The sequence below is a fragment of the Gluconobacter cadivus genome (genome assembly GCF_015244745.1).
GTDB lineage: Bacteria > Pseudomonadota > Alphaproteobacteria > Acetobacterales > Acetobacteraceae > Gluconobacter > Gluconobacter cadivus.
This window is the reverse complement of record NZ_JABCQI010000003.1, coordinates 112,577-130,754: the sequence shown is the minus strand read 5'-3', so window position 1 is coordinate 130,754 and position 18,178 is coordinate 112,577. Positions and strand designations below refer to the sequence as shown.

Genomic DNA, 18,178 nt, shown 5'->3' with positions numbered 1-18,178 from the left:
GCGGGGGAGGATAAACAGAAGGACCGCCCGCAACGCACCCACCGTTACATCAACTTTCTGTGATACTCGAAAAGTGTTGAAACTCCGCCCTTGTTCCGCAAAGCCTCGCGACAGGATCACGGGGGGATGTAACATTATTGGTATCTGAAATGGCGCTTTCCGAAACCTGCGGCGAATCTGCCTCGCACAACATGCGGGCGGCAACCTCAGCCGTCACGAACGTGGCGATCACCTCCGGGCGCTTGTCCCGCACCCCGAAATCCCCGATCGGGCAGACCAGACGATCAATCCGCTCCTGCGGAATGTCGATCTGGCGGAACGCACTCTCGAAGCGTTTGCGCTTGGTCCGCGACCCGATCATCCCGACATAGCGCAGATCGCCCCGCTCCAGCGCCGCCCCCGTGATGAGCGCATCCAGCGTATGACTCTGCGTCAGAACCAGAACACCCGATCCGGCAGGAGCCCCCTGCACAAGCGGCTCCCATTGCTCTGTCACCAATGCCTCCACAGCCGGTGGCACGATCCCGAACTCCTCCTCCCGTGCATCGACCCAGACCAGCCGCAACGGCAGAAGCGCCAGAGACCGGGCGAGCGCACGGCCCACATGCCCGGCCCCGAACAGCAGCAGTTGCGGCAGTTTTTCTCGGTCAGCGCGCAGTTCATCCTCAAGAGCCTCAGGATCATCCACCCGCTCCATTCGGATGGTGACAGCCCCACCGCAGCACTGATTGATGGCAGGGCCGAGCGGGATATGGCGCTCAACCGCCTCTCCGCCCGACGCGAGAAGCGCTCGTGCCTCTGCCATGCAGTCCCATTCCAGCCGACCGCCGCCGATCGTACCGCTCTGTTCAGTGCGGGTCAGGAGCATGAACGCGCCCTCCTCGCGAGGTGTCGATCCCTTCGCGTGAATGACGGTCAGGCGCACCATCTCCTGCCCTTCCGCCCGCCAGCGCAGAACATCCGCGAGCATGTCAGCCAGCCTTTTCCCGCAGTGCCATCAGAGTTTTCAGAACCCGCTCCGGCGTGGCGGGCGCATCCAGTTTCGGACAGGTCCGGTAGTCGTCCAGACTGGCGATGGCGTCCGAAATGGCCTGCAAAACCGCAACCCCATGCACGAAAGGCGGCTCTCCGACGGCCTTGGAACGGAAAATCGTCTCCTCCCGGTTTGGCGCATTTTCCAGCAACTCCACATTGAAAATCCGGGGCCGATCCGAACAGGCCGGGATCTTGTAGGTGCTGGGTGCATGCGTCCGCAGACGCCCAGCTCCGTCCCAGACCAGTTCCTCCGTCGTCAGCCAGCCTGCGCCCTGCACGAAGCCGCCTTCAATCTGCCCGATATCGATATCCGGGTTCAGGGACTGCCCGGCATCATGCAGGATATCCACACGGTCAATGTTGTGCTCGCCCGTCAGCAGATCGACCGACACTTCCGCACAGGCTGCGCCATAGGCGAAATAAAAGAACGGTCGCCCACGTCCCGTCTCGGGGTTCCAGGAGATTTTCGGCGTCTTGTAAAACCCATTGGACGACAGCGACACCCGCGCGAAATAAGCCTGCCAAGCAAGCTGCTGGAAGGTCATAACCTCCGCGCCGACATGAACACCATCAGGCCGGAAATGGATATCTTCCGCCGCCACGCCCCATTTTTCAGCGGCGAATGTCATCATCCGGCTCTTGATCTTCCGCACTGCATCCAGCACCGCCATGCCGTTCAGATCCGCCCCCGAAGAGGCCGCCGTAGCGGACGTGTTCGGCACTTTCCCGGTCGTCGTAGCGGTAATGCGGACGCGATCCGCCGTCAGACCGAACTCGCGCAGGACGATCTGCACCATCTTGGTGTGCAGCCCCTGCCCCATTTCCGTCCCGCCGTGGTTCACCTGAACCGAGCCGTCCGTATAGACATGCACCAGCGCGCCGGCCTGATTGTAATGCGTGGCTGTAAAGGAAATGCCGAACTTCACCGGCGTCAGCGCGATCCCGCGACGGATGATGCGGCTGGTGCGGTTGAACGCCCTGATCTCGGCTTTTCGCGCCTGATAATCGCATCGCTCGACCAGCTTCGTCAGGATCTCGGCGGTAATCGAGTCCTCGACCGTCATATGATACGGCGTGAGATTGCGCGTCCCGGTCCCATAAACATTCCGCAGACGGACCGTCACGGGATCAAGCCCGGTCGCAAACGCGACTTCCTCAATCACGCGCTCCGCCGCGACAATGCCCTGCGGCCCGCCAAACCCGCGATAGGCCGTATTGGACTGGGTATTGGTCCGCAACGGCTCGGATTTCAGCCGCACATCGGGATAGAAATAGGCGTTGTCAGCGTGAAACAGCGCCCGGTCCGTCACCGGTCCGGACAGATCCGCCGCCCAGCCGCACCGCGCGGCCAAAACCATATCCACGGCCAGAATATCGCCCTCAGCGGTGAAGCCGACGTCATAGTCGATCAAGAAGTCATGCCGCTTCCCGGTCGCCATCATGTCATCATCGCGGTCCAGACGCGCCTTGACGGCCTGCCCGGTCCGATCGGCGGCAATGGCAGCCAGACAGGCCCAGGCATTGGCCTGAGTCTCCTTGCCGCCGAACGCGCCGCCCATCCGTCGCACTTCCGTTGTGACCAGATGATGCGGCCGCCCGAGCACAGCCGCGACCAGATGCTGCGTCTCGGACGGGTGCTGCGTGGAGGACCAGACGCGCATCTCCCCGGCCTCTCCGGGCTGGGCAAGCGCGGCCTGCCCTTCCAGATAGAAATGTTCCTGCCCGCCAATCTCGATCTGCCCCCACAGGCGACGCGGCGCGGTCTTTAGACCACGCTCCACATCCCCGCGCTGCATGGTCAGGGAGCGCCAGACCATCGCGCTGCCATTTTCCCGCGCTTGCGCGATGTTCAGGATCGCGGGCTTTTCCTCGTATTCGATCTTTGCCAGCCGCACGGCCTGCCGCGCAGCCTGACGCGAGGTCGCCACCACTGCGAACATCGTCTGCCCCCAGAAATGGACATGATCCGTCGCCAGAAGCGGTTCGTCTTCCCGATGCACCGGGCTGATCTGGTTCTCGCCCGGCACATCATCCGCCGTCAGCACACACACGACACCCGGCGCGGCGCGCACGGCATCCAGATCCATCGAGACGATCCGCGCATGAGCCTTCGTGCTCAGTCCCGGAACGAGATGCAGCATGCCGCGCGGTTCAGGCAGATCATCAATATACGCCGCCTGCCCCGTCACATGCAGCAGCGCGCTTTCGTGCTTCATACTGGTGGACGCAGCGCCCGGAACGAGATCAGACATGCGCCAGCCCTCCCGTCCGGGCGAGACGCGCCTGACCGCTCCCCGTCGTTTCTTCGAAAAACCGCGTCAGCAGGTTGGCGGCCACGGTCTGCCGATACCAGGCACTCGCCCGCATATCGGTCAACGGGGCGAAATCTTCCAGAATGGCCGCCCGTGCAGCGTCCAGCGCGTCCTCATCCCAGACCCGCCCCATTAGCGCCGCTTCCGCACCCGATGCCCGCTTCGGCGTGGCCGCCATGCCGCCATAGGCCAGCCGGACCGTGGTTATCCAGCCCTGATCGTCCGTCTCGATCATGAAAGCGCCCAGAACGGCGGAAATATCCTGATCGAAGCGCTTGGAAATCTTGTAGGCGCGAAACTGCGCACCCGGCGCGGGCTCAGGAATGGTCAGAGCCTCCACGAACTCGCCGGGCTGCCGGTCCTGCTTTCCGTAAGCGATGAAATAATCTTCCATCGCGATGGACCGACGCTCCGCCCCGCGCCGCAGATGCAGCGTCGCGTTGGCCGCGATGAACATCGGCGGGCCGTCCCCGATCGGGGAGCCATTGGCAATATTCCCACACACCGTCGCGCTGTTCCGAACCTGCGTGGAGCCCAGACGACGGATCATTTCCCCCGCATCCGGTAGTAGCTCCGCAATGGTCGTACGCGCATCCTGATACGTCACCGCAGCCCCGATCCGCAGTCCTTCAGCCGTTCTGCTCAAAGCCCGCAGTTCCGGAACCCGCCCGATCGGCACGACATGCTTCAGACGACGCATCCCCTTTGTCACCCACAGCCCCACATCCGTGGCACCCGCAACAATCGTCGCCTCCGGATCGGCCAACAAAATCTCCGCCAGATCATCCACGGACGCCGGAATGCTAAGCATACCCTCTGGTCCATCAAGCCGCACGCTCTCGCCGTCCTGCAACGCCGTCAGACGCCCGGCGATCACCTCCACCTGCGCATCGAAACGGTCCGGACCGGCCACCATCGCCTGTTTCATGGCGCGCACGATCGGTGCATAGCCGGTGCAGCGGCATAGATTTCCGGCGAGCGCGTCATCAATGGCCTGATCGTCCACCGTGGCGCCTTCGGTCTTGCGATAGGCCGCCATCGACATAACGAAACCCGGCGTGCAGAACCCGCATTGCGAACCATGCTGCTCGACCATGGCCGTCTGCACAGGATGCGGCTCATCAGCCGTTCCCAAGTCTTCGATTGTAAAGACCTGAGCACCGTCCAGCATACTGACGAACTGGATGCAGGCATTAACCGCCCGCCAGTTCAGCCGCCCCTCTTCAAGCCGGACCACCAGCACCGTACAGGCCCCGCAATCGCCTTCGTTGCAGCCTTCCTTGGTACCGGTCCGGCCACGATCCCGCAGCCAGTCCAGCAGGGTCAGCGTCGGGGACAGATCCCTGAGCGTGCAGAGGTCTTCCCCCAGATAAAAACGGACAGTCTGGCGCATCGGGCTAGATCTCGAGCAAAAATATGAGGGGGCGTTCAGACTTCTGTGCCCCACGGCAGGCGTTGCCGTCTATATCCAAGATCGGAACGAAGCGTTGCCTTTTTTAGAGCAGGGGATAGTGGCAGGCGACCGTCCGGCCTTCCGCGATCCTGTGGAGTTCCGGACGTTCCTGCCCGCATCGCGGTCGGGCGAGCGGGCAGCGCGTATGAAATGCACAGCCCTGCGGCGGACGGATCGGGCTCGGCACGTCGCCTTTGAGCGGTAGAGGCAACGGCCGGTCCGGACGCGGCACCGCGTTCAGCAACGCCCGCGTATAAGGATGGGCAGGGGCTTCCAGAACCGCCAGCACATCCCCTTCCTCCACAATCCGCCCCAGATACATGACGGCAATCCGGTCCGCCATCTGCCGCACGACCGCCAGGTCGTGCGAGATGAACACGCACGCCACACCCAACGAATTGCGCAGATCGCGCAGCAGATTGACGATCTGCGCCTGAACCGACACATCCAGCGCGGATGTCGGCTCATCGGCCACCAGCAGATCCGGCCCCAGCATCAAGGCCCGCGCAATGTTCAGCCTCTGCCGCTGCCCACCCGAAAACTCATGCGGATACCGGGACAGGACGGACGACGACAGACCAACCTGCTCCAGCAGCGTCCCGATCCGCTCGGCGATGCCGGTCCGCCCATGGATCCGCATTGGCTCCGCCAGCGTGTCACCAATGGTCCGGCGTGGATTGAACGTCGAGGACGAGTCCTGAAACACCATCTGCATCCGCGGCCGCCAGCGCCGCAGCGCCCGGTCCGACAGGCCGGAAATCCGCTCGCCTTCAAAGAACACCTCGCCCGAACTCGGCGCTCCAAGCCCGATCAACGTGCGGCCCAGCGTGGACTTGCCACAGCCGGACTCCCCGACCAGCGCCAGCGCCTCCCCCCGATGCACGACAAGCGACACATCGCTCACAGCCCGCAGGGTTTCACCACGCGCGAGGCGATAGTGTTTGCTGAGGTTTTTCGCTTCAAGCAGGACAGTCATGCGTCGTACAGCACGCAGGCCACGCGCCGCCCTTCTTCCGGTTCCCGCAACGCAGGGCGCACGGCACAGTCCGGTCGCACGAAGCGACAACGCGGCGCGAAAACACACCCTTCAGGCCGCGCATCCGGAGCAGGTGGTCGCCCCGGAATGGTGGGCAGGGCATCAGGCCTCGGACCATCCAGCGGCGGGATCGCCTCCAGCAACGCCTGCGTATAAGGATGAAGTGGCCGCGCCATCACCGCCGCGACCGGCCCCTGCTCCACGACAAGCCCCGAATAGACAACCGCCACATGTGTGCAGGTCTGCGCCACGACGCCCATGTCGTGCGTAATCAGCATGACACCCGCTCCGCTATCGCGGATTTCGCACAGCAACGTCAAAATCTGCGCCTGCACCGTGACATCGAGCGCCGTGGTCGGCTCGTCTGCGATCAGAAGCGACGGACCACAGGACAGCGCCATCGCGATCATGGCGCGTTGGCGCAGACCGCCCGAAAGCTGGTGCGGATAGCGCTTTGCCGCGGCTTCCGGATCGGGCACCCCCATCCGCCCCAACAGAGCCACGGTCCGCGCCCGCGCTTCACGACGGCTGAGGCGCTCATGCAGGCGGATCTGTTCATCAATCTGCGCGCCAATGGAGCGGACCGGGAGGAAGGCCGTCATCGGGTCCTGAAAAATCATGGCCATGCCCGCACCGCGCAGACGCCGCCAATCCCGATCCTTCATCCCCAGAAGTTCGCGGCCCTCGAAACGGATGGAGCCCGAAGCCTTCAGACCCGGCAGCAGCCCCATGACGCTCATGGCCGTCAGGCTCTTCCCCGATCCGGATTCCCCCACCACGCCCAGCGCATCCCCGCGGCGCACACTCAAGGACACGTCTTCCAGCAGCGCCGTCCCGTTCGGCAGTTCCAGATGCAGGTGATGCAGCTTCAGAAGCACTTCAGCGCCCATGCCGCCCCTCTCTGATCCGCGGGTCCAGCAGGGCGTACAGCCCGTCCACCAGCGCATTGGCGATAACGACGAAAACGGCGGCATACATGACCGTTGCCATAATAAGTGGCAGATCGAGCGTCGCCAGCGCCTGATAGGTCAGCCGCCCCACGCCCGGCATGGCGAACACGACTTCCGTCAGAAGCGCCCCCCCACCCAGAAGCTGCGCGAAATCCAGCCCGAACAGCGATACGTAACTCAGCCAGGACAGCCTCAGACCATGCCACAGCCACACCCGCACCGGCCCAGCCCCTTTGGCACGCGCCGTACGGATGGAATCCTCGCCCATCGCCGTTAAAAGTTCGGACCGCAGAACCCGCGCATAAAGGCCAATAAAACACACCGCCAGCGTCAGGGATGGCAGAAACAGCGCCTTCGCCCAGCCCCACGGGCTCTGCGAAAACGCCACATATCCGAGCGGCGGCACCCAACGGAACAGAAACGTGTCATGCCAGCGGCTCTGCGTGACGAGATTGACGACCTCGCCCAGCCAGAACACCGGCATGGACAGGCCAATCAGCCCCAGAACCATCAGCAGCCGGTCCACCCAGCTATCGCGCAAGACCGCCGAAGCAATCCCGAACACCAGCGACCCGCTGACCCAGAAAAATGCCGCCCATAGCACGAGCGAAAGCGTCACCGGGGCCGCCTGCAACACTTCAGGCACAACGCGCTGACCGTGATTGACGAAAGACGTCAGGTCCCGGCTCACGAACAGCTTTTGCATCATCGTCACATACTGCACCGGCAGCGGACGATCGAAACCATACTCCGCCCGGATGCGCGCCACGACCTGCGGACTAGCCCCGCGCCCTGCAATTCGCGCCGTCGGATCCGCTCCAGGTGTCGCAAAGAAAATGCAGAACACCAGAACCGAAATCCCGAAAATGACCAGCAGCATCTGCCCGGTCCGTGAGGCAAAACTCCGGATCATCGGGCCGCACCTTTCGGATCAATCTGATCCCGCAGCGCATTGCCCAGAACATTTAGCGCCAGAACTGTCAGGACGATCGCAACGCCCGGAGCAATCGCAACCACAGGCCGCGTATAAAGCAGCCCTTCACCATCCTGAATGATCGTTCCCCACGACGCTGCTGGAGCCTGCACGCCGAGCGACAGGAACGACAAAGCGGATTCCGCAAGCATGCACAACGCCATCACCAGAGGCGCGAGCACGGCCATGGTCGGCATCAGCCCCGGCAGGATCTCCCGCCACAGAATGCGGAAATCCGACGCACCCATCCCGCGCGCCGCCATCACAAACCCCGCCTGAGACAGGCTCAACGCCCGCGCCCGGAAAGGCCGGGCGGCATAGGGCAAATAAACCAGCGCAATAATCCCGATCGGAATCAGCAGATTATCCGCGCCGATGGTGATGAACCCAAGCCGGATGCCATGCCCGACCGTGACGACGGAGAGCGAAATCGCAAACAGATAGACCGGGATCGCCCAGAGCATGTCCAGAATACGCGACAGGATCAGGTCGATCCAACCGCCAAAATATCCAGCGCAAATCCCCAGACACGCCGCCAGACACAGACAGAACAGGGCGGAGGACGAGGCAATCAGAAGCGAATTGCGTCCACCATAAAGCACACGGGCCGCGACATCCCGCCCCTGCGAATCCGCTCCAAGAACATACGGCCCCGGCCGCCAGTCCGGCCCGATCGGGCTGAGACCCAGATGCAGCGGATTATCGTTCGGCTGCATCAGATCGACGCGCTGTCCATTACGGATCGTGGTGCCCGCAATATCGGACGAGAACGGATCAACGCCATTCAGCGTGGCGTAAAGCGGGGCAGACAGGCAGGAGACAATGATTAAAGCCAGAAGCAGAGCCGCAAAAGCACCGTCACGACGCGTCAGAACAGCGCGGACAACCCGCCGGTAACTTCCTTCCACGCCTGCTCCCATTCGTTCCGGTTTGCGTTGTTTCCTGTTCTACAGCACGAAACCACCCGGACAGAAGAGGCTCTTCGCAATCAGGTGAGATCGAGGGCCGGTTTGCGCACATGCAGACGGATGCGCTGCTGGAGCGTCCCCAGATCGGGCAGGAGTTCATTATGAAGCGCGCGCACGCTGTCATGCGCGGCATAAAAGCGCCGTTTCCCGCTGCTGCTGACCAGAATGGCCGCGCCTAGGAACACGCCGTTGATTTCGATAATGGTTGAACCAAGCATGATGCCGGACCCTGAAGAAAGAGCCCGACAATTCTGTGTCGGGCGTTATGACATGCCGGAGGCAAATGCCTCCGGCTCTGAAAAAAGGCAGCGCGATTGCTGCGAGCTACACATTCGACACATCATCGACCGACTGGCCCTGTTGCTGTGGACGTCACTTCAGAATGTCGAATACGACACCCGGACACGCAGCGTCAACATATAACGCATGAACATGATGTGATATCTATAAATACGTTTTAATTAAGTTGTTTATATGTTGTCGCAAGCCCTTCATTTACCGTCTGCCCTTCCCCCCGTTTTCCATGTTAAGTGACAGTCATGAGCAAGAAGGTTCCGTTGTCCCCCGCCCCGTTCGAAGGTTATGCAGCCCCCCGGGGACGCGTTTTCAACTCTTTTCTGGAAACGGTAGGAGGCACCCCGCTGGTCGCGCTGCCTCACCTGACCCAGCGTGAGCATCTCAACGGGCGATTGCTCCTCAAACTGGAATTTTTCAACCCGCTCGGTTCCGTCAAGGACCGCATCGGCGTGGCCATGCTGCGGGATGCCGAAGCGCGCGGCCTGATTACGCCGGGCCGCACGGTGCTGATCGAGCCGACATCGGGCAATACCGGCATTTCGCTGGCTTTTGCCGCCGTGGCGCTTGGCTACAGGCTGATCGTGACCATGCCGGAAAATGCCTCGACCGAACGTCGCAAGATGCTGCGTCTGATGGGGGCGGAAACCGAACTGACCTCTGCCTCCCGCGGCATGGCCGGTGCGATCGAACGCGCTGAACAGCTCAACCGCACTCTCCCCGACGCCTGGATGCCGAGCCAGTTTGAAAACGACGCCAATCCCGCCGTGCATGAAGAAACGACGGCTCAGGAAATCTGGGAAGATACGGCAGGCAAGGTCGATATGGTCGTCGCGGGTCTGGGAACGGGCGGCACGGCCTCCGGCATTGCCCACGGCCTGAAAAAACACCGTAAATCCATCAAGATCTACGGCGTGGAACCGCGTGAAAGCGCGGTCCTGCACGGAGACGAACCCGGCCCCCACGGCATTCAGGGCATCGGACCGGGCTTCGAACCCGATACGCTGGACCTCAAGGCGCTGGACGGCGTGTTCGAAGTCTCCGAACAGGAAGCCGTCGCTACCGCGCGCCTCTGTGCCGCCGTCGAAGGTATTCCCATCGGAATTTCGGCAGGTGCTGCGCTGTTCGCCGGGATGGAACTGGCCCGCAAGCCGTCCAACAGGGGCAAAACGATCGTAGCCATCGTGCCGTCCTTCGCGGAACGCTATCTCTCCACGCAGCTTTTCGACGGCCTGTCCTGAGGATCATAAATAACTTTTATATAAAGTTATTTTATTTAATATCCATATGTGTTCGTTATTAACTCAAATCCTGTTCCGGTCTCTTGCAAAAAGAATCGGGAGGGCTGAGAGGAGATAACGTCATGAACCTGTTTTCCGGCCGTCCCACATCTTTCGATCCCGCCTGGGCCTCACATGGCCTCTCCGGGACGGCGCAGCCCCGCATCGCCAGAGCGTTTCGCGCGCTCGGACAGCAGGTCGATCTGCTTCTGGTGCCGGGCCTGTTCGGCTCAGGCCCGGATCACTGGCAGACGCACTGGGAACAGGCTTACGGCCTCCGTCGGCTCCATCAGAAGGACTGGGAAACACCCGATCCGGCAGACTGGGAGGCCGCTCTGACGACGACTCTCGAAGCCTCGACACGTCCGACTTTTCTGATTGCACACAGTCTCGGCGCAGTACTGACGGCAAAATGGCTGACACGTCATGGCGGACGACGCGTTGCCGGAGCCTTTCTGGTGGCCCCGGCCGATATCGACCAGACGATACATCCGGACGTCGCCCTCATCCGGGCGTTCGGCCCCCTGCCCGGAACACCCCTTCCCGCCGCCACAGCCGTCATGGCCAGCAGCAACGATCCCTGGTTATCCCTGCTCCGCGCCCGAGAACTGGCCGGACACTGGCAGTCGGATTTTCTGGAAGCCGGCGCTGCGGGCCATATCGGTAGCAGCGAGCCGTTGGGCCTGTGGGAGCATGGTGCCACAGCCATGCTCGACTTCGCCAGAAGACGCCTGCCACTCCGGGTCCAGTAACCCGGAGCAGCCGCCCTCAGACCTGACGGCCGGAAGGTTTCCAGCGGTTGAGCAGCAGAGAATTGCTGACCACCGAGACGGAGCTCATGGCCATGGCCGCCCCTGCTACGATCGGGTTTAACATGCCGAACGCCGCCAGCGGCAGACCCAGAATGTTGTAAATGAAGGCGAAAAACAGGTTCTGCCGGATTTTGGACAGCGTGGCGCTGGACAGGGAAATTGCGTCCAGCACCCCGTTCATTTCGCTTTTCATCAACACGACATCCGCCGTATCGAGCGCCACGGCAGATCCGGCCCCAATGGCAAATCCGACATCCGCCGCCGCAAGCGCAGGCGCGTCGTTGATGCCATCGCCGACCATGCCGACCAGATCGCCCTGAGCGCGATATTTCGCCACGCCCTCAGCCTTGTGCTCCGGCAGAACCCCCGCCAGATACTCATCCACACCAACCTGTCGGGCCACCACAGACGCCGCGCGTTCATTATCGCCCGTCAGCATCACAACACGAATGCCGCGCGCTTTCAGAGCCTGCACGGTCGTCACGGCATCGGTCCGCAGTTCATCCGCCAGCGCGATGATCCCAAGAACCTGACCTGCCTGCGCCACGGCGATAACGGTATTGCCTTCGCTTTCCAGCGCCGCGACCGGCAGGGACGACAGATCCAGCCCGCTGTCCTGCATGAACACGGGTGAGCCCAGCCGCGCTTCCTGCCCGTCGATCCGCGCAATAACCCCCTTGCCGGGAAAAGCCTCAAATCCTTCGGCAGCAACAGACGCGCTAACACCATGGCTCTGCGTATAATCCACGATGGCGCGGGCCAGTGGATGTTCCGAATTATGCTCCAGCGCTTGTGCCACCCCCAGAAGCGTATCCACCAGAACCCCGTCCGCGGGATGAACCGCCGCAACAGTCGGGCGTCCCAGAGTCAGGGTGCCGGTCTTGTCGACAATGATGGTTTTCAGCTTCTCGGCCCGCTCCAGCGCATCAGCGTTGCGGAACAGAATGCCGGATTGTGAGCCCCGTCCCGTCCCGACCATGATGGCCGTCGGCGTGGCCAGACCGAGCGAACACGGGCAGGCAATGACCAGAACAGACACGGCAGAAACGAGACTCCAGACCGCAGATCCGGTGACGGCCCAGCCGATCAGGAATGTCAGCACCGCAATCCCGATCACGGCCGGGACGAAAATACCCGAAACCCGATCGGCCAGACGCTGCACATTCGCCTTGGAGCCCTGCGCCTGCTCGACCATTTTCACGATCCGCGCCAGTGCGGTATCCGCGCCAACCCCCGTGGCCCTGACACGCAGCGCTCCATTGGCATTCATCGTCCCGCCAAACACGTCTTGTCCGGCTTCTTTGAGAACCGGCACGCTCTCACCCGTCAGCATGGACTCGTTGACTTCGGACGTCCCTTCAAGGACTTCCCCGTCCACCGGCACACTCTCACCTGGGCGCACAACGAAGATATCGCCGACATGCATGTCCGCCACGGCCCGGTCCACAATCACGCCGTCACGTTCGACATGCGCGATCTGCGGCTGAAGCTGAAGCAGGCTCTCAATCCCGGCGCTGGTGCGGTTCTTGGCCCGCGTTTCCATGAGCTTGCCGAGGGAAATCAGCGTGATGATGGAGGCGCTGGCTTCGAAATAGACATGCTGATGCAGCCCGAACACCACAATAACCGCACTGAACAGCCAGGCGATGAACGTCCCCAGCACGACCAGCACATCCATGTTGGCCGAGCCGCCACGCACGGCGTTCCACGCTCTGCGATACAGATGCGCGCCACAGACGAACTGAACAATCGTGGCGAACACGAACTGCACCGGAACCGGTACGATCATGCGCCCAAAGAACATGCCGATCATCTCGGCAAAGAGCGGCAGCGAGAGAACAAGCGTCAGGATGAACCGGTTGCGCTCCCGCTTCCAGATGGCCGCACGTTTGGCCTTCGGATCTTCGCGGTCGCCCTCGTCCAACCGCGTTGCGCCAAATCCGGCCTTCTCGATCTTCCCGATCAGATCCGCCGGTTCGACCACGCCAGGAATATAATTGATATGCGCCCGCTCGGCCGCGAAATTCACACTCGCCTGCACGGAAGGCTGCCGGTTCAGGATCTTTTCGATCCGTGCCGCACAGGCCGCACAGGTCATGCCGGACAACGACAGATCAAGGCTCTGTTCATCCACGGAAAAGCCCGCGCGGCGCACGGCAGCCACAACAGTTTCAATGGAAGACGCCGTATTTTCAAAAGCAACCTGTGCGCGTTCGGAAGCGAAATTAACGGTCGCGCTGACGCCCTCCTGACGGTTGAGGACTTTTTCAATCCGCGCGGCACAGGCGGCGCAGGTCATACCGCCGACGGGGAAACTGATCGTTTCTGACATCTGCAAAAGGTCCTGTCGGCTAGGGAAGCGGAAGGGAAACTCCGCAAGAAATATACCCCATACCCCTATTTTTCAAGAGTGGAAAAAGCAGCTTTTCCACTTCCAAGAACAATCTCGCGATCATGAAAAACACGCAGCGCATCATGATGCGCCACGCTGATGCATGTGGTGTAGGGCAGAAAGAAAAGAAGGGCCTCGTAAAGACGGCGCTCATTGGTGTCATCCAGAGCGGACGTTGCCTCGTCCAGAAACAGGATCGCAGGCCGGAACAGCAACGCCCGCGCCACCGCCAGACGCTGCTGCTCGCCCGGAGACAGCACAGCGCCCCAGTCTGCAATATCGTCCAGCCGCTGGCCGTATTCCGCCAGATTGACGGCTTCCAGAGCCTGCTGGCAGGAGGCGGTGTCGTAGTGGTCGGATGTTGCGGGATAGCTCAGCGCCTCACGCAGTGTCCCGGACGGAACATAGCTGCGCTGGGGCAAAAACATGGCCTGCCTGATGTTGAAAGAGACATCCCCCCGCCCGTAACGCCACAGCCCGGCCAGCGCCCGCAGGAACGTGCTTTTCCCCGAACCGGACGGCCCGCGAACCAGCCAGCGTTCGCCGCCCTGCATCGTCAGATCGCCAACCTGCACAATCGGCTTTCCATCCGGCAGGTTCAGGACCAGATCCCGGATCTGCACCGAAGGCGTTTCGGTAGCGAAACGGACAATTCCGCTTTTAGAAGGCTGGCTGACAACCCGCTCGAACTCGCCCAGACGCTGAAGCACTGAGCGCAGTGTGGCCAGATCGGCATAGTTGAAAATGAACCATTCCAGACTGATCCGGACCTGCGTATAGGCCGAATTGATCTGTGAATAGAGCCCGAAACTCAAGGCATGGGCCATCGCTTTGGGGGCCAGCATCAGCCAGAGTGGTATCGTTGCGACTCCGGTATAGAACTCGCTGATGAAATTGACCCGCCACGTATACCGCACAACACTGCGCCAGTTCGTGGCGATATGCGTCAGATAACCAGACAGCCGTAACTGCTCGGCATTTTCGCCCCCATAAAAGGCGATTTGCTCCGAGTTACGCCGAACATCCATCAGCCCCGCACGCAGATCGGCATCGAAATGCTGCTGCCGGTAATTCGCGCCGATCAACGGCGTGCCAAACCGCTCCAGTATCCCGGAAGCCAACAGCGACGTAAGGACCGCGCCCAGAAAAAGATAGCCGGGGATCTGGAAATGACGGCCATGCCAGTCAAAAGACAATACCCCCCCGATGTTCCACAGAACAACCGCGAAAGACAGCAGCGTGGTCACCGCATCAATGGCGTCCAGACCCAACTTGAGCGTCTGGACCGTCATCTGGGACAGGTCGTCCGCAATACGCTGGTCGGGGTTGTCGGCCCGGTTGGGGCCATGTTCGAGCCGGTAATACACCTCTTCCGACAGATACTGCCGCAGATAGACTTTCGTGTTCCACAGACGCCAGCGCATCGAGAGAACCTGCGTCAGATAGGTCTGCGTCGCATGCACCACGACAGAACCGAGTGTCACCAGAAGATAGAACGGCAACATCCCCAGACAGCGCCCAACCTCTCCTGCAAAAAACGCATCGAAAAACCGGTGATACCACGCCCCGAACCAGACGGCGGACTGAACGTAGAGCACGGACAGCCCGATGGTCCCACCCAGAAGGGACCAGGCCCACCACTTCTCTTCGGACTTCCAGTAAGGGAAGAGAACTTTCCAGTCCGCAAGGGAATGCGGCGGGGTGGTGTCGTCAGTAGTTTGCACGAAGTGTGGCCATGAAACTGCGCGGAGCGGCGGGGAAATTGAACTGCCACTGACCGCTGGCCCGCTCGTAGTAGTAGCGGTTGGTCAGATTTGTCGCGTTGAGCTGAAGTCGCAGATGGCGGTTGAAGCGATACCCCGCCATGGCATCCAGAGTCATGTAACCGCCCTGAATGGTCGTGGCGTAACTGCCGCGCAGATTGCTGTTCGCATCAATCCCCGCCCCCACATTCAGACCTTTGAGAAAGCCATCCTGCACATTGTAATGCACCCAGGATTTGAACATGTGATGCGGCGAGAAAACACCCCCGAAATCATTGACCTTCGCATTTGAGACCTTCGTGTCCAGATAGGTATAGCCAATCGACACATCCAGCCCCGGCAGGATCTGACCATCGACCTGCGCTTCCCAGCCCTGACGGCGGATCGGGCCGGTCGTGATGTAGTACAGTGAATGATATGGGTCCTGCACCGGCTGATTGATACTTTCCATCCGGAACAGCGCGGATGAGAGGTTCAGGCGTCCATGAAAATATTCAGCCTTGAACCCGGTCTCGACCTGATTGCCTTCCTGTGGCGCCAAACCACCGCCACGATAACTCTGCTTGCCGACAGCAGGCGTGAAAATGCTGGCATAGCTGGCATACCAGGAGATGTTCGGCGTGATCTGATACACCGTGCCCAGATAGGGGGTAAGCTGCCCGCGCAGATCGGCCTGATTGACCCATTCCCCCTTCGGTGCAGGAGAAATGTCCTGAAGTTTTTCATAGTAGCGTGAAACACGACCGCCCAGAATCAGGGAGAGATGCCGGATCACCTCCAGCCGGAGCTGACCATAAAACCCCCACTGATAGGCATAGTCGTCCGTCCCGTATCCATCGGCATTCTGCTTGTAATCAAAGCAGCTTGCGGGTGGCTGGGGAACGGCATTGGTGTTTTCGAGGCTGATATTGTTGTAGATATTGTTGCAGTTCACGTTCGCATACTGCGTGATCTGCTCGTAGGAATTGTAGTTGAACCCGAACAACGCGTGATGCGTCCGGTTGAGCAGCTTGAAACTGCCCTGCGCATACACATCGGCGGAACGGGACGTGTTGGAGCCTTTATATTTGGAGATCCCCTGATCCCGGTACTGAAGTGTTCCGGTCGCAGGATTCATTTTGTTCCAAGGCTCGTTATAGAAAGTATTGTAGTCCTGATCATAGAATGTGGCGCGCGCCGTCGCCGTCCAGTCGCCCCAGAGCTTCTGGGTGATGGATGCAATCGTCTGCTGCGTCATGTAATTCGAATACCCCCAGCTCTGGCTCGGGTTCGCATCGCGGTTACCAGACCACAGGGTATTGGCGGTGGTCAGCGGCAGACCATAGTAGGGCGCCGTAATGTCCTGCTGCTGGGCAGCATGGGAAACCATAAACGTCGTCGTGGGCGTGACATCCCATTCCAGCGCGCCATAGGCCTGCCATTTGCGCGAGTGGGAATATTTGTAGAAAAAATGATTGTCCTGATACAGGTCCGCCGTCCGGAAGCGCACGGTTTTCGAGTGGTTCAGCGGAATGGTGATATCCGTATCCACCCGGTAATTATCAAAACTGCCCACGCTGACCGATCCGCCCGCGGCAAAGTCCATCCCGGGTTTCTTCGTCACCTGATTGACCACACCACCCGCGCCGCCCCCGCCCTGCAACAGGCCGGAAGAGCCACGAAGCACCTCGATCCTGTCATACATCGACAGGTCAAAGGTGGCATTATTCAGCGTCCCGGCAGCGTTGGGCGTGCCATCAATGGACGTCGTGAGCTGATATCCGCGTGAATAATAATTGGAATTGGCCGTAGAACCCGGAAAGACCCGGATTCCGTTGATCTGCCGCATCGCATCCGCCATCGTCAGCATGTTGGAATCTTCCATACGCTGTTGGGTGATGACCGAAATCGACTGCGGCACGTCCTTAAGCGCCACGGGGCTTTTCCCCCAGACTTCAACAGCGGGTGCCGTATAGGTGTGGTTGGTGCCCAGAACCTGAATATTTTCGTCTGACGCAGCATCCAGATCTTCGGAAGAGCGAGACGCGGCTGCGACAGGCGCTGGAGCAGAGACCGTAGCGGGAGCCTTCGCAGACTGCGCAAAAGGCGTGTCGGCGCGTCGCGATACCCCGCAATGCACAGGACGCGGTACCCTGTGTGTGGCATGGCAAACAGACGGGTGGTTTCTGGCGCGCTCTGCAACCGTATCAGCCAAAGCCGCAGGGCATGCGCCCGCCATCAGGCTGCCCCAGATCAGGGCATGGTGGGAAATAGCGGAAAAGTTGAGCCGACGGCGAGCTGAAATGCCATGCTGTGTCATAATGTTTGTCCTAAAGAGACATGCCAGCCCCATGCAACAGCCCGTAACACGAAAAGCATCGTGTTACGGCATGAGGCCAGCAATGAAACGCTCCTGTTCAGGAGGAGGCGTGCTCCGGCTTCAGGAAACGACGTCAAATCCCGTGTCTTCGACGACGTCCCTGAACGCTGCGGGCGAAACATGGGCCGGGTCGTAAGAGACCGTCACCTTGCCGCCATCCAGCACGATATCGACGCCCGTTACGCCATTTACGGCTTCAAGAGCGCGCTGGAGCTTACCCAAACATCCGTTGCAGGACATGCCCTCGACCGTCATGTGCGCTGTTTCTGTCATGTCATGAAATCCTTGAAAGAGAGAAAAATTCCCCCAGTGAGGGCATATCCACATACGATGCGGGGGTATGGTTTATACAACTATTCGCCATAAAACGATTCTGGCAACAGTTATTATTCAACGATCATATTTTGGTATATATACCGCACCGGGGTATATGATTTTTCATATTGCCTCCGAAACAGATTCGACAAGACAATTTTTTCAGACACGAAAAAATAATCTTTTCCGATCCCCCGGCTGGCTATAGGGTCACATCAGATTCGAACGATGAATCG

At 60.6% G+C, this 18,178-nt stretch carries 14 protein-coding genes; 2 read left to right on the top strand and 12 right to left on the bottom strand.

Annotated elements, in window-relative coordinates; genetic code table 11:
• Positions 1–49 precede the first annotated feature (49 nt).
• The 8 genes from xdhC to HKD28_RS06165 all read right to left on the bottom strand — a co-directional run bounded on the left by xdhC (position 50) and on the right by HKD28_RS06165 (position 8,945).
• Positions 50–970 carry a xanthine dehydrogenase accessory protein XdhC gene (gene xdhC, locus HKD28_RS06200; RefSeq protein WP_194267575.1) on the bottom strand — a complete coding sequence of 307 codons (921 nt, stop codon included), beginning with the start codon at positions 968–970 and terminating at the stop codon, positions 50–52.
• A gap of 1 nt (position 971) precedes the next feature.
• A complete protein-coding gene (xdhB, locus tag HKD28_RS06195) occupies positions 972–3,287 on the bottom strand; it encodes a xanthine dehydrogenase molybdopterin binding subunit (protein ID WP_194267574.1) in 2,316 nt (771 codons plus the stop codon).
• The gene (xdhA, locus tag HKD28_RS06190) at positions 3,280–4,740 is read right to left on the bottom strand and encodes a xanthine dehydrogenase small subunit (protein ID WP_194267573.1); all 1,461 of its coding nucleotides are present in this window, start codon (positions 4,738–4,740) and stop codon (positions 3,280–3,282) included. The genes xdhB and xdhA overlap by 8 nt, the downstream gene beginning before the upstream one ends.
• A 103-nt stretch (positions 4,741–4,843) precedes the next feature.
• Positions 4,844–5,776: an ABC transporter ATP-binding protein gene (locus HKD28_RS06185; protein WP_194267572.1), complete on the bottom strand. Its 933-nt coding sequence runs from the start codon at positions 5,774–5,776 to the stop codon at positions 4,844–4,846.
• Positions 5,773–6,726 carry an ABC transporter ATP-binding protein gene (locus HKD28_RS06180; protein WP_194267571.1) on the bottom strand — a complete coding sequence of 318 codons (954 nt, stop codon included), beginning with the start codon at positions 6,724–6,726 and terminating at the stop codon, positions 5,773–5,775. The genes HKD28_RS06185 and HKD28_RS06180 overlap by 4 nt, the downstream gene beginning before the upstream one ends.
• The gene (locus HKD28_RS06175; RefSeq protein ID WP_194267570.1) at positions 6,716–7,699 is read right to left on the bottom strand and encodes an ABC transporter permease; all 984 of its coding nucleotides are present in this window, start codon (positions 7,697–7,699) and stop codon (positions 6,716–6,718) included. The genes HKD28_RS06180 and HKD28_RS06175 overlap by 11 nt, the downstream gene beginning before the upstream one ends.
• Positions 7,696–8,679: an ABC transporter permease gene (locus HKD28_RS06170; RefSeq protein ID WP_194267569.1), complete on the bottom strand. Its 984-nt coding sequence runs from the start codon at positions 8,677–8,679 to the stop codon at positions 7,696–7,698. Before HKD28_RS06170 ends, HKD28_RS06175 begins: the two co-directional genes overlap by 4 nt.
• A 68-nt stretch (positions 8,680–8,747) precedes the next feature.
• The gene (locus HKD28_RS06165; RefSeq protein ID WP_194267568.1) at positions 8,748–8,945 is read right to left on the bottom strand and encodes a hypothetical protein; all 198 of its coding nucleotides are present in this window, start codon (positions 8,943–8,945) and stop codon (positions 8,748–8,750) included.
• 321 nt (positions 8,946–9,266) lie between these two features.
• Here HKD28_RS06165 and cysK point away from each other — a divergent pair, with 321 nt between their 5' ends.
• On the top strand, positions 9,267–10,262 hold the full coding sequence (cysK, locus tag HKD28_RS06160) for a cysteine synthase A (RefSeq protein WP_194262678.1): 996 nt from the start codon (positions 9,267–9,269) through the stop codon (positions 10,260–10,262).
• Positions 10,263–10,384: 122 nt separating this feature from the next.
• Entirely contained in the window at positions 10,385–11,053 is a 669-nt protein-coding gene (locus HKD28_RS06155) for an RBBP9/YdeN family alpha/beta hydrolase (RefSeq protein WP_194267567.1), read from the top strand.
• 16 nt (positions 11,054–11,069) lie between these two features.
• Here the strand turns inward: HKD28_RS06155 and HKD28_RS06150 are convergent, their stop codons facing one another.
• From HKD28_RS06150 to HKD28_RS06135, 4 genes are all read right to left on the bottom strand, one after another.
• On the bottom strand, positions 11,070–13,445 hold the full coding sequence (locus tag HKD28_RS06150) for a heavy metal translocating P-type ATPase (protein WP_194267566.1): 2,376 nt from the start codon (positions 13,443–13,445) through the stop codon (positions 11,070–11,072).
• Between the two features lie 65 nt (positions 13,446–13,510).
• Positions 13,511–15,229 (bottom strand): ABC transporter ATP-binding protein/permease, encoded by a 1,719-nt coding sequence (locus HKD28_RS06145; protein WP_194267565.1) that lies wholly within the window; start codon positions 15,227–15,229, stop codon positions 13,511–13,513.
• Entirely contained in the window at positions 15,216–17,567 is a 2,352-nt protein-coding gene (locus tag HKD28_RS06140; protein WP_235993339.1) for a TonB-dependent siderophore receptor, read from the bottom strand. Before HKD28_RS06140 ends, HKD28_RS06145 begins: the two co-directional genes overlap by 14 nt.
• A 120-nt stretch (positions 17,568–17,687) precedes the next feature.
• A complete protein-coding gene (locus HKD28_RS06135) occupies positions 17,688–17,900 on the bottom strand; it encodes a heavy-metal-associated domain-containing protein (RefSeq protein WP_194267563.1) in 213 nt (70 codons plus the stop codon).
• Positions 17,901–18,178: the final 278 nt, after the last annotated feature.

Coding starts and splice junctions, on each gene's coding strand:
- HKD28_RS06175 (WP_194267570.1), bottom strand. CDS start 7,699: ATGATCCGGAGTTTTGCCTCACGGACCGGGCAGATGCTGCTGGTCATT.
- xdhC (WP_194267575.1), bottom strand. CDS start 970: ATGCTCGCGGATGTTCTGCGCTGGCGGGCGGAAGGGCAGGAGATGGTG.
- cysK (WP_194262678.1), top strand. CDS start 9,267: ATGAGCAAGAAGGTTCCGTTGTCCCCCGCCCCGTTCGAAGGTTATGCA.
- HKD28_RS06185 (WP_194267572.1), bottom strand. CDS start 5,776: ATGACTGTCCTGCTTGAAGCGAAAAACCTCAGCAAACACTATCGCCTC.
- HKD28_RS06165 (WP_194267568.1), bottom strand. CDS start 8,945: ATGCTTGGTTCAACCATTATCGAAATCAACGGCGTGTTCCTAGGCGCG.
- HKD28_RS06155 (WP_194267567.1), top strand. CDS start 10,385: ATGAACCTGTTTTCCGGCCGTCCCACATCTTTCGATCCCGCCTGGGCC.
- HKD28_RS06170 (WP_194267569.1), bottom strand. CDS start 8,679: ATGGGAGCAGGCGTGGAAGGAAGTTACCGGCGGGTTGTCCGCGCTGTT.
- HKD28_RS06150 (WP_194267566.1), bottom strand. CDS start 13,445: ATGTCAGAAACGATCAGTTTCCCCGTCGGCGGTATGACCTGCGCCGCC.
- HKD28_RS06180 (WP_194267571.1), bottom strand. CDS start 6,726: ATGGGCGCTGAAGTGCTTCTGAAGCTGCATCACCTGCATCTGGAACTG.
- xdhA (WP_194267573.1), bottom strand. CDS start 4,740: ATGCGCCAGACTGTCCGTTTTTATCTGGGGGAAGACCTCTGCACGCTC.
- xdhB (WP_194267574.1), bottom strand. CDS start 3,287: ATGTCTGATCTCGTTCCGGGCGCTGCGTCCACCAGTATGAAGCACGAA.
- HKD28_RS06140 (WP_235993339.1), bottom strand. CDS start 17,567: ATGACACAGCATGGCATTTCAGCTCGCCGTCGGCTCAACTTTTCCGCT.
- HKD28_RS06135 (WP_194267563.1), bottom strand. CDS start 17,900: ATGACAGAAACAGCGCACATGACGGTCGAGGGCATGTCCTGCAACGGA.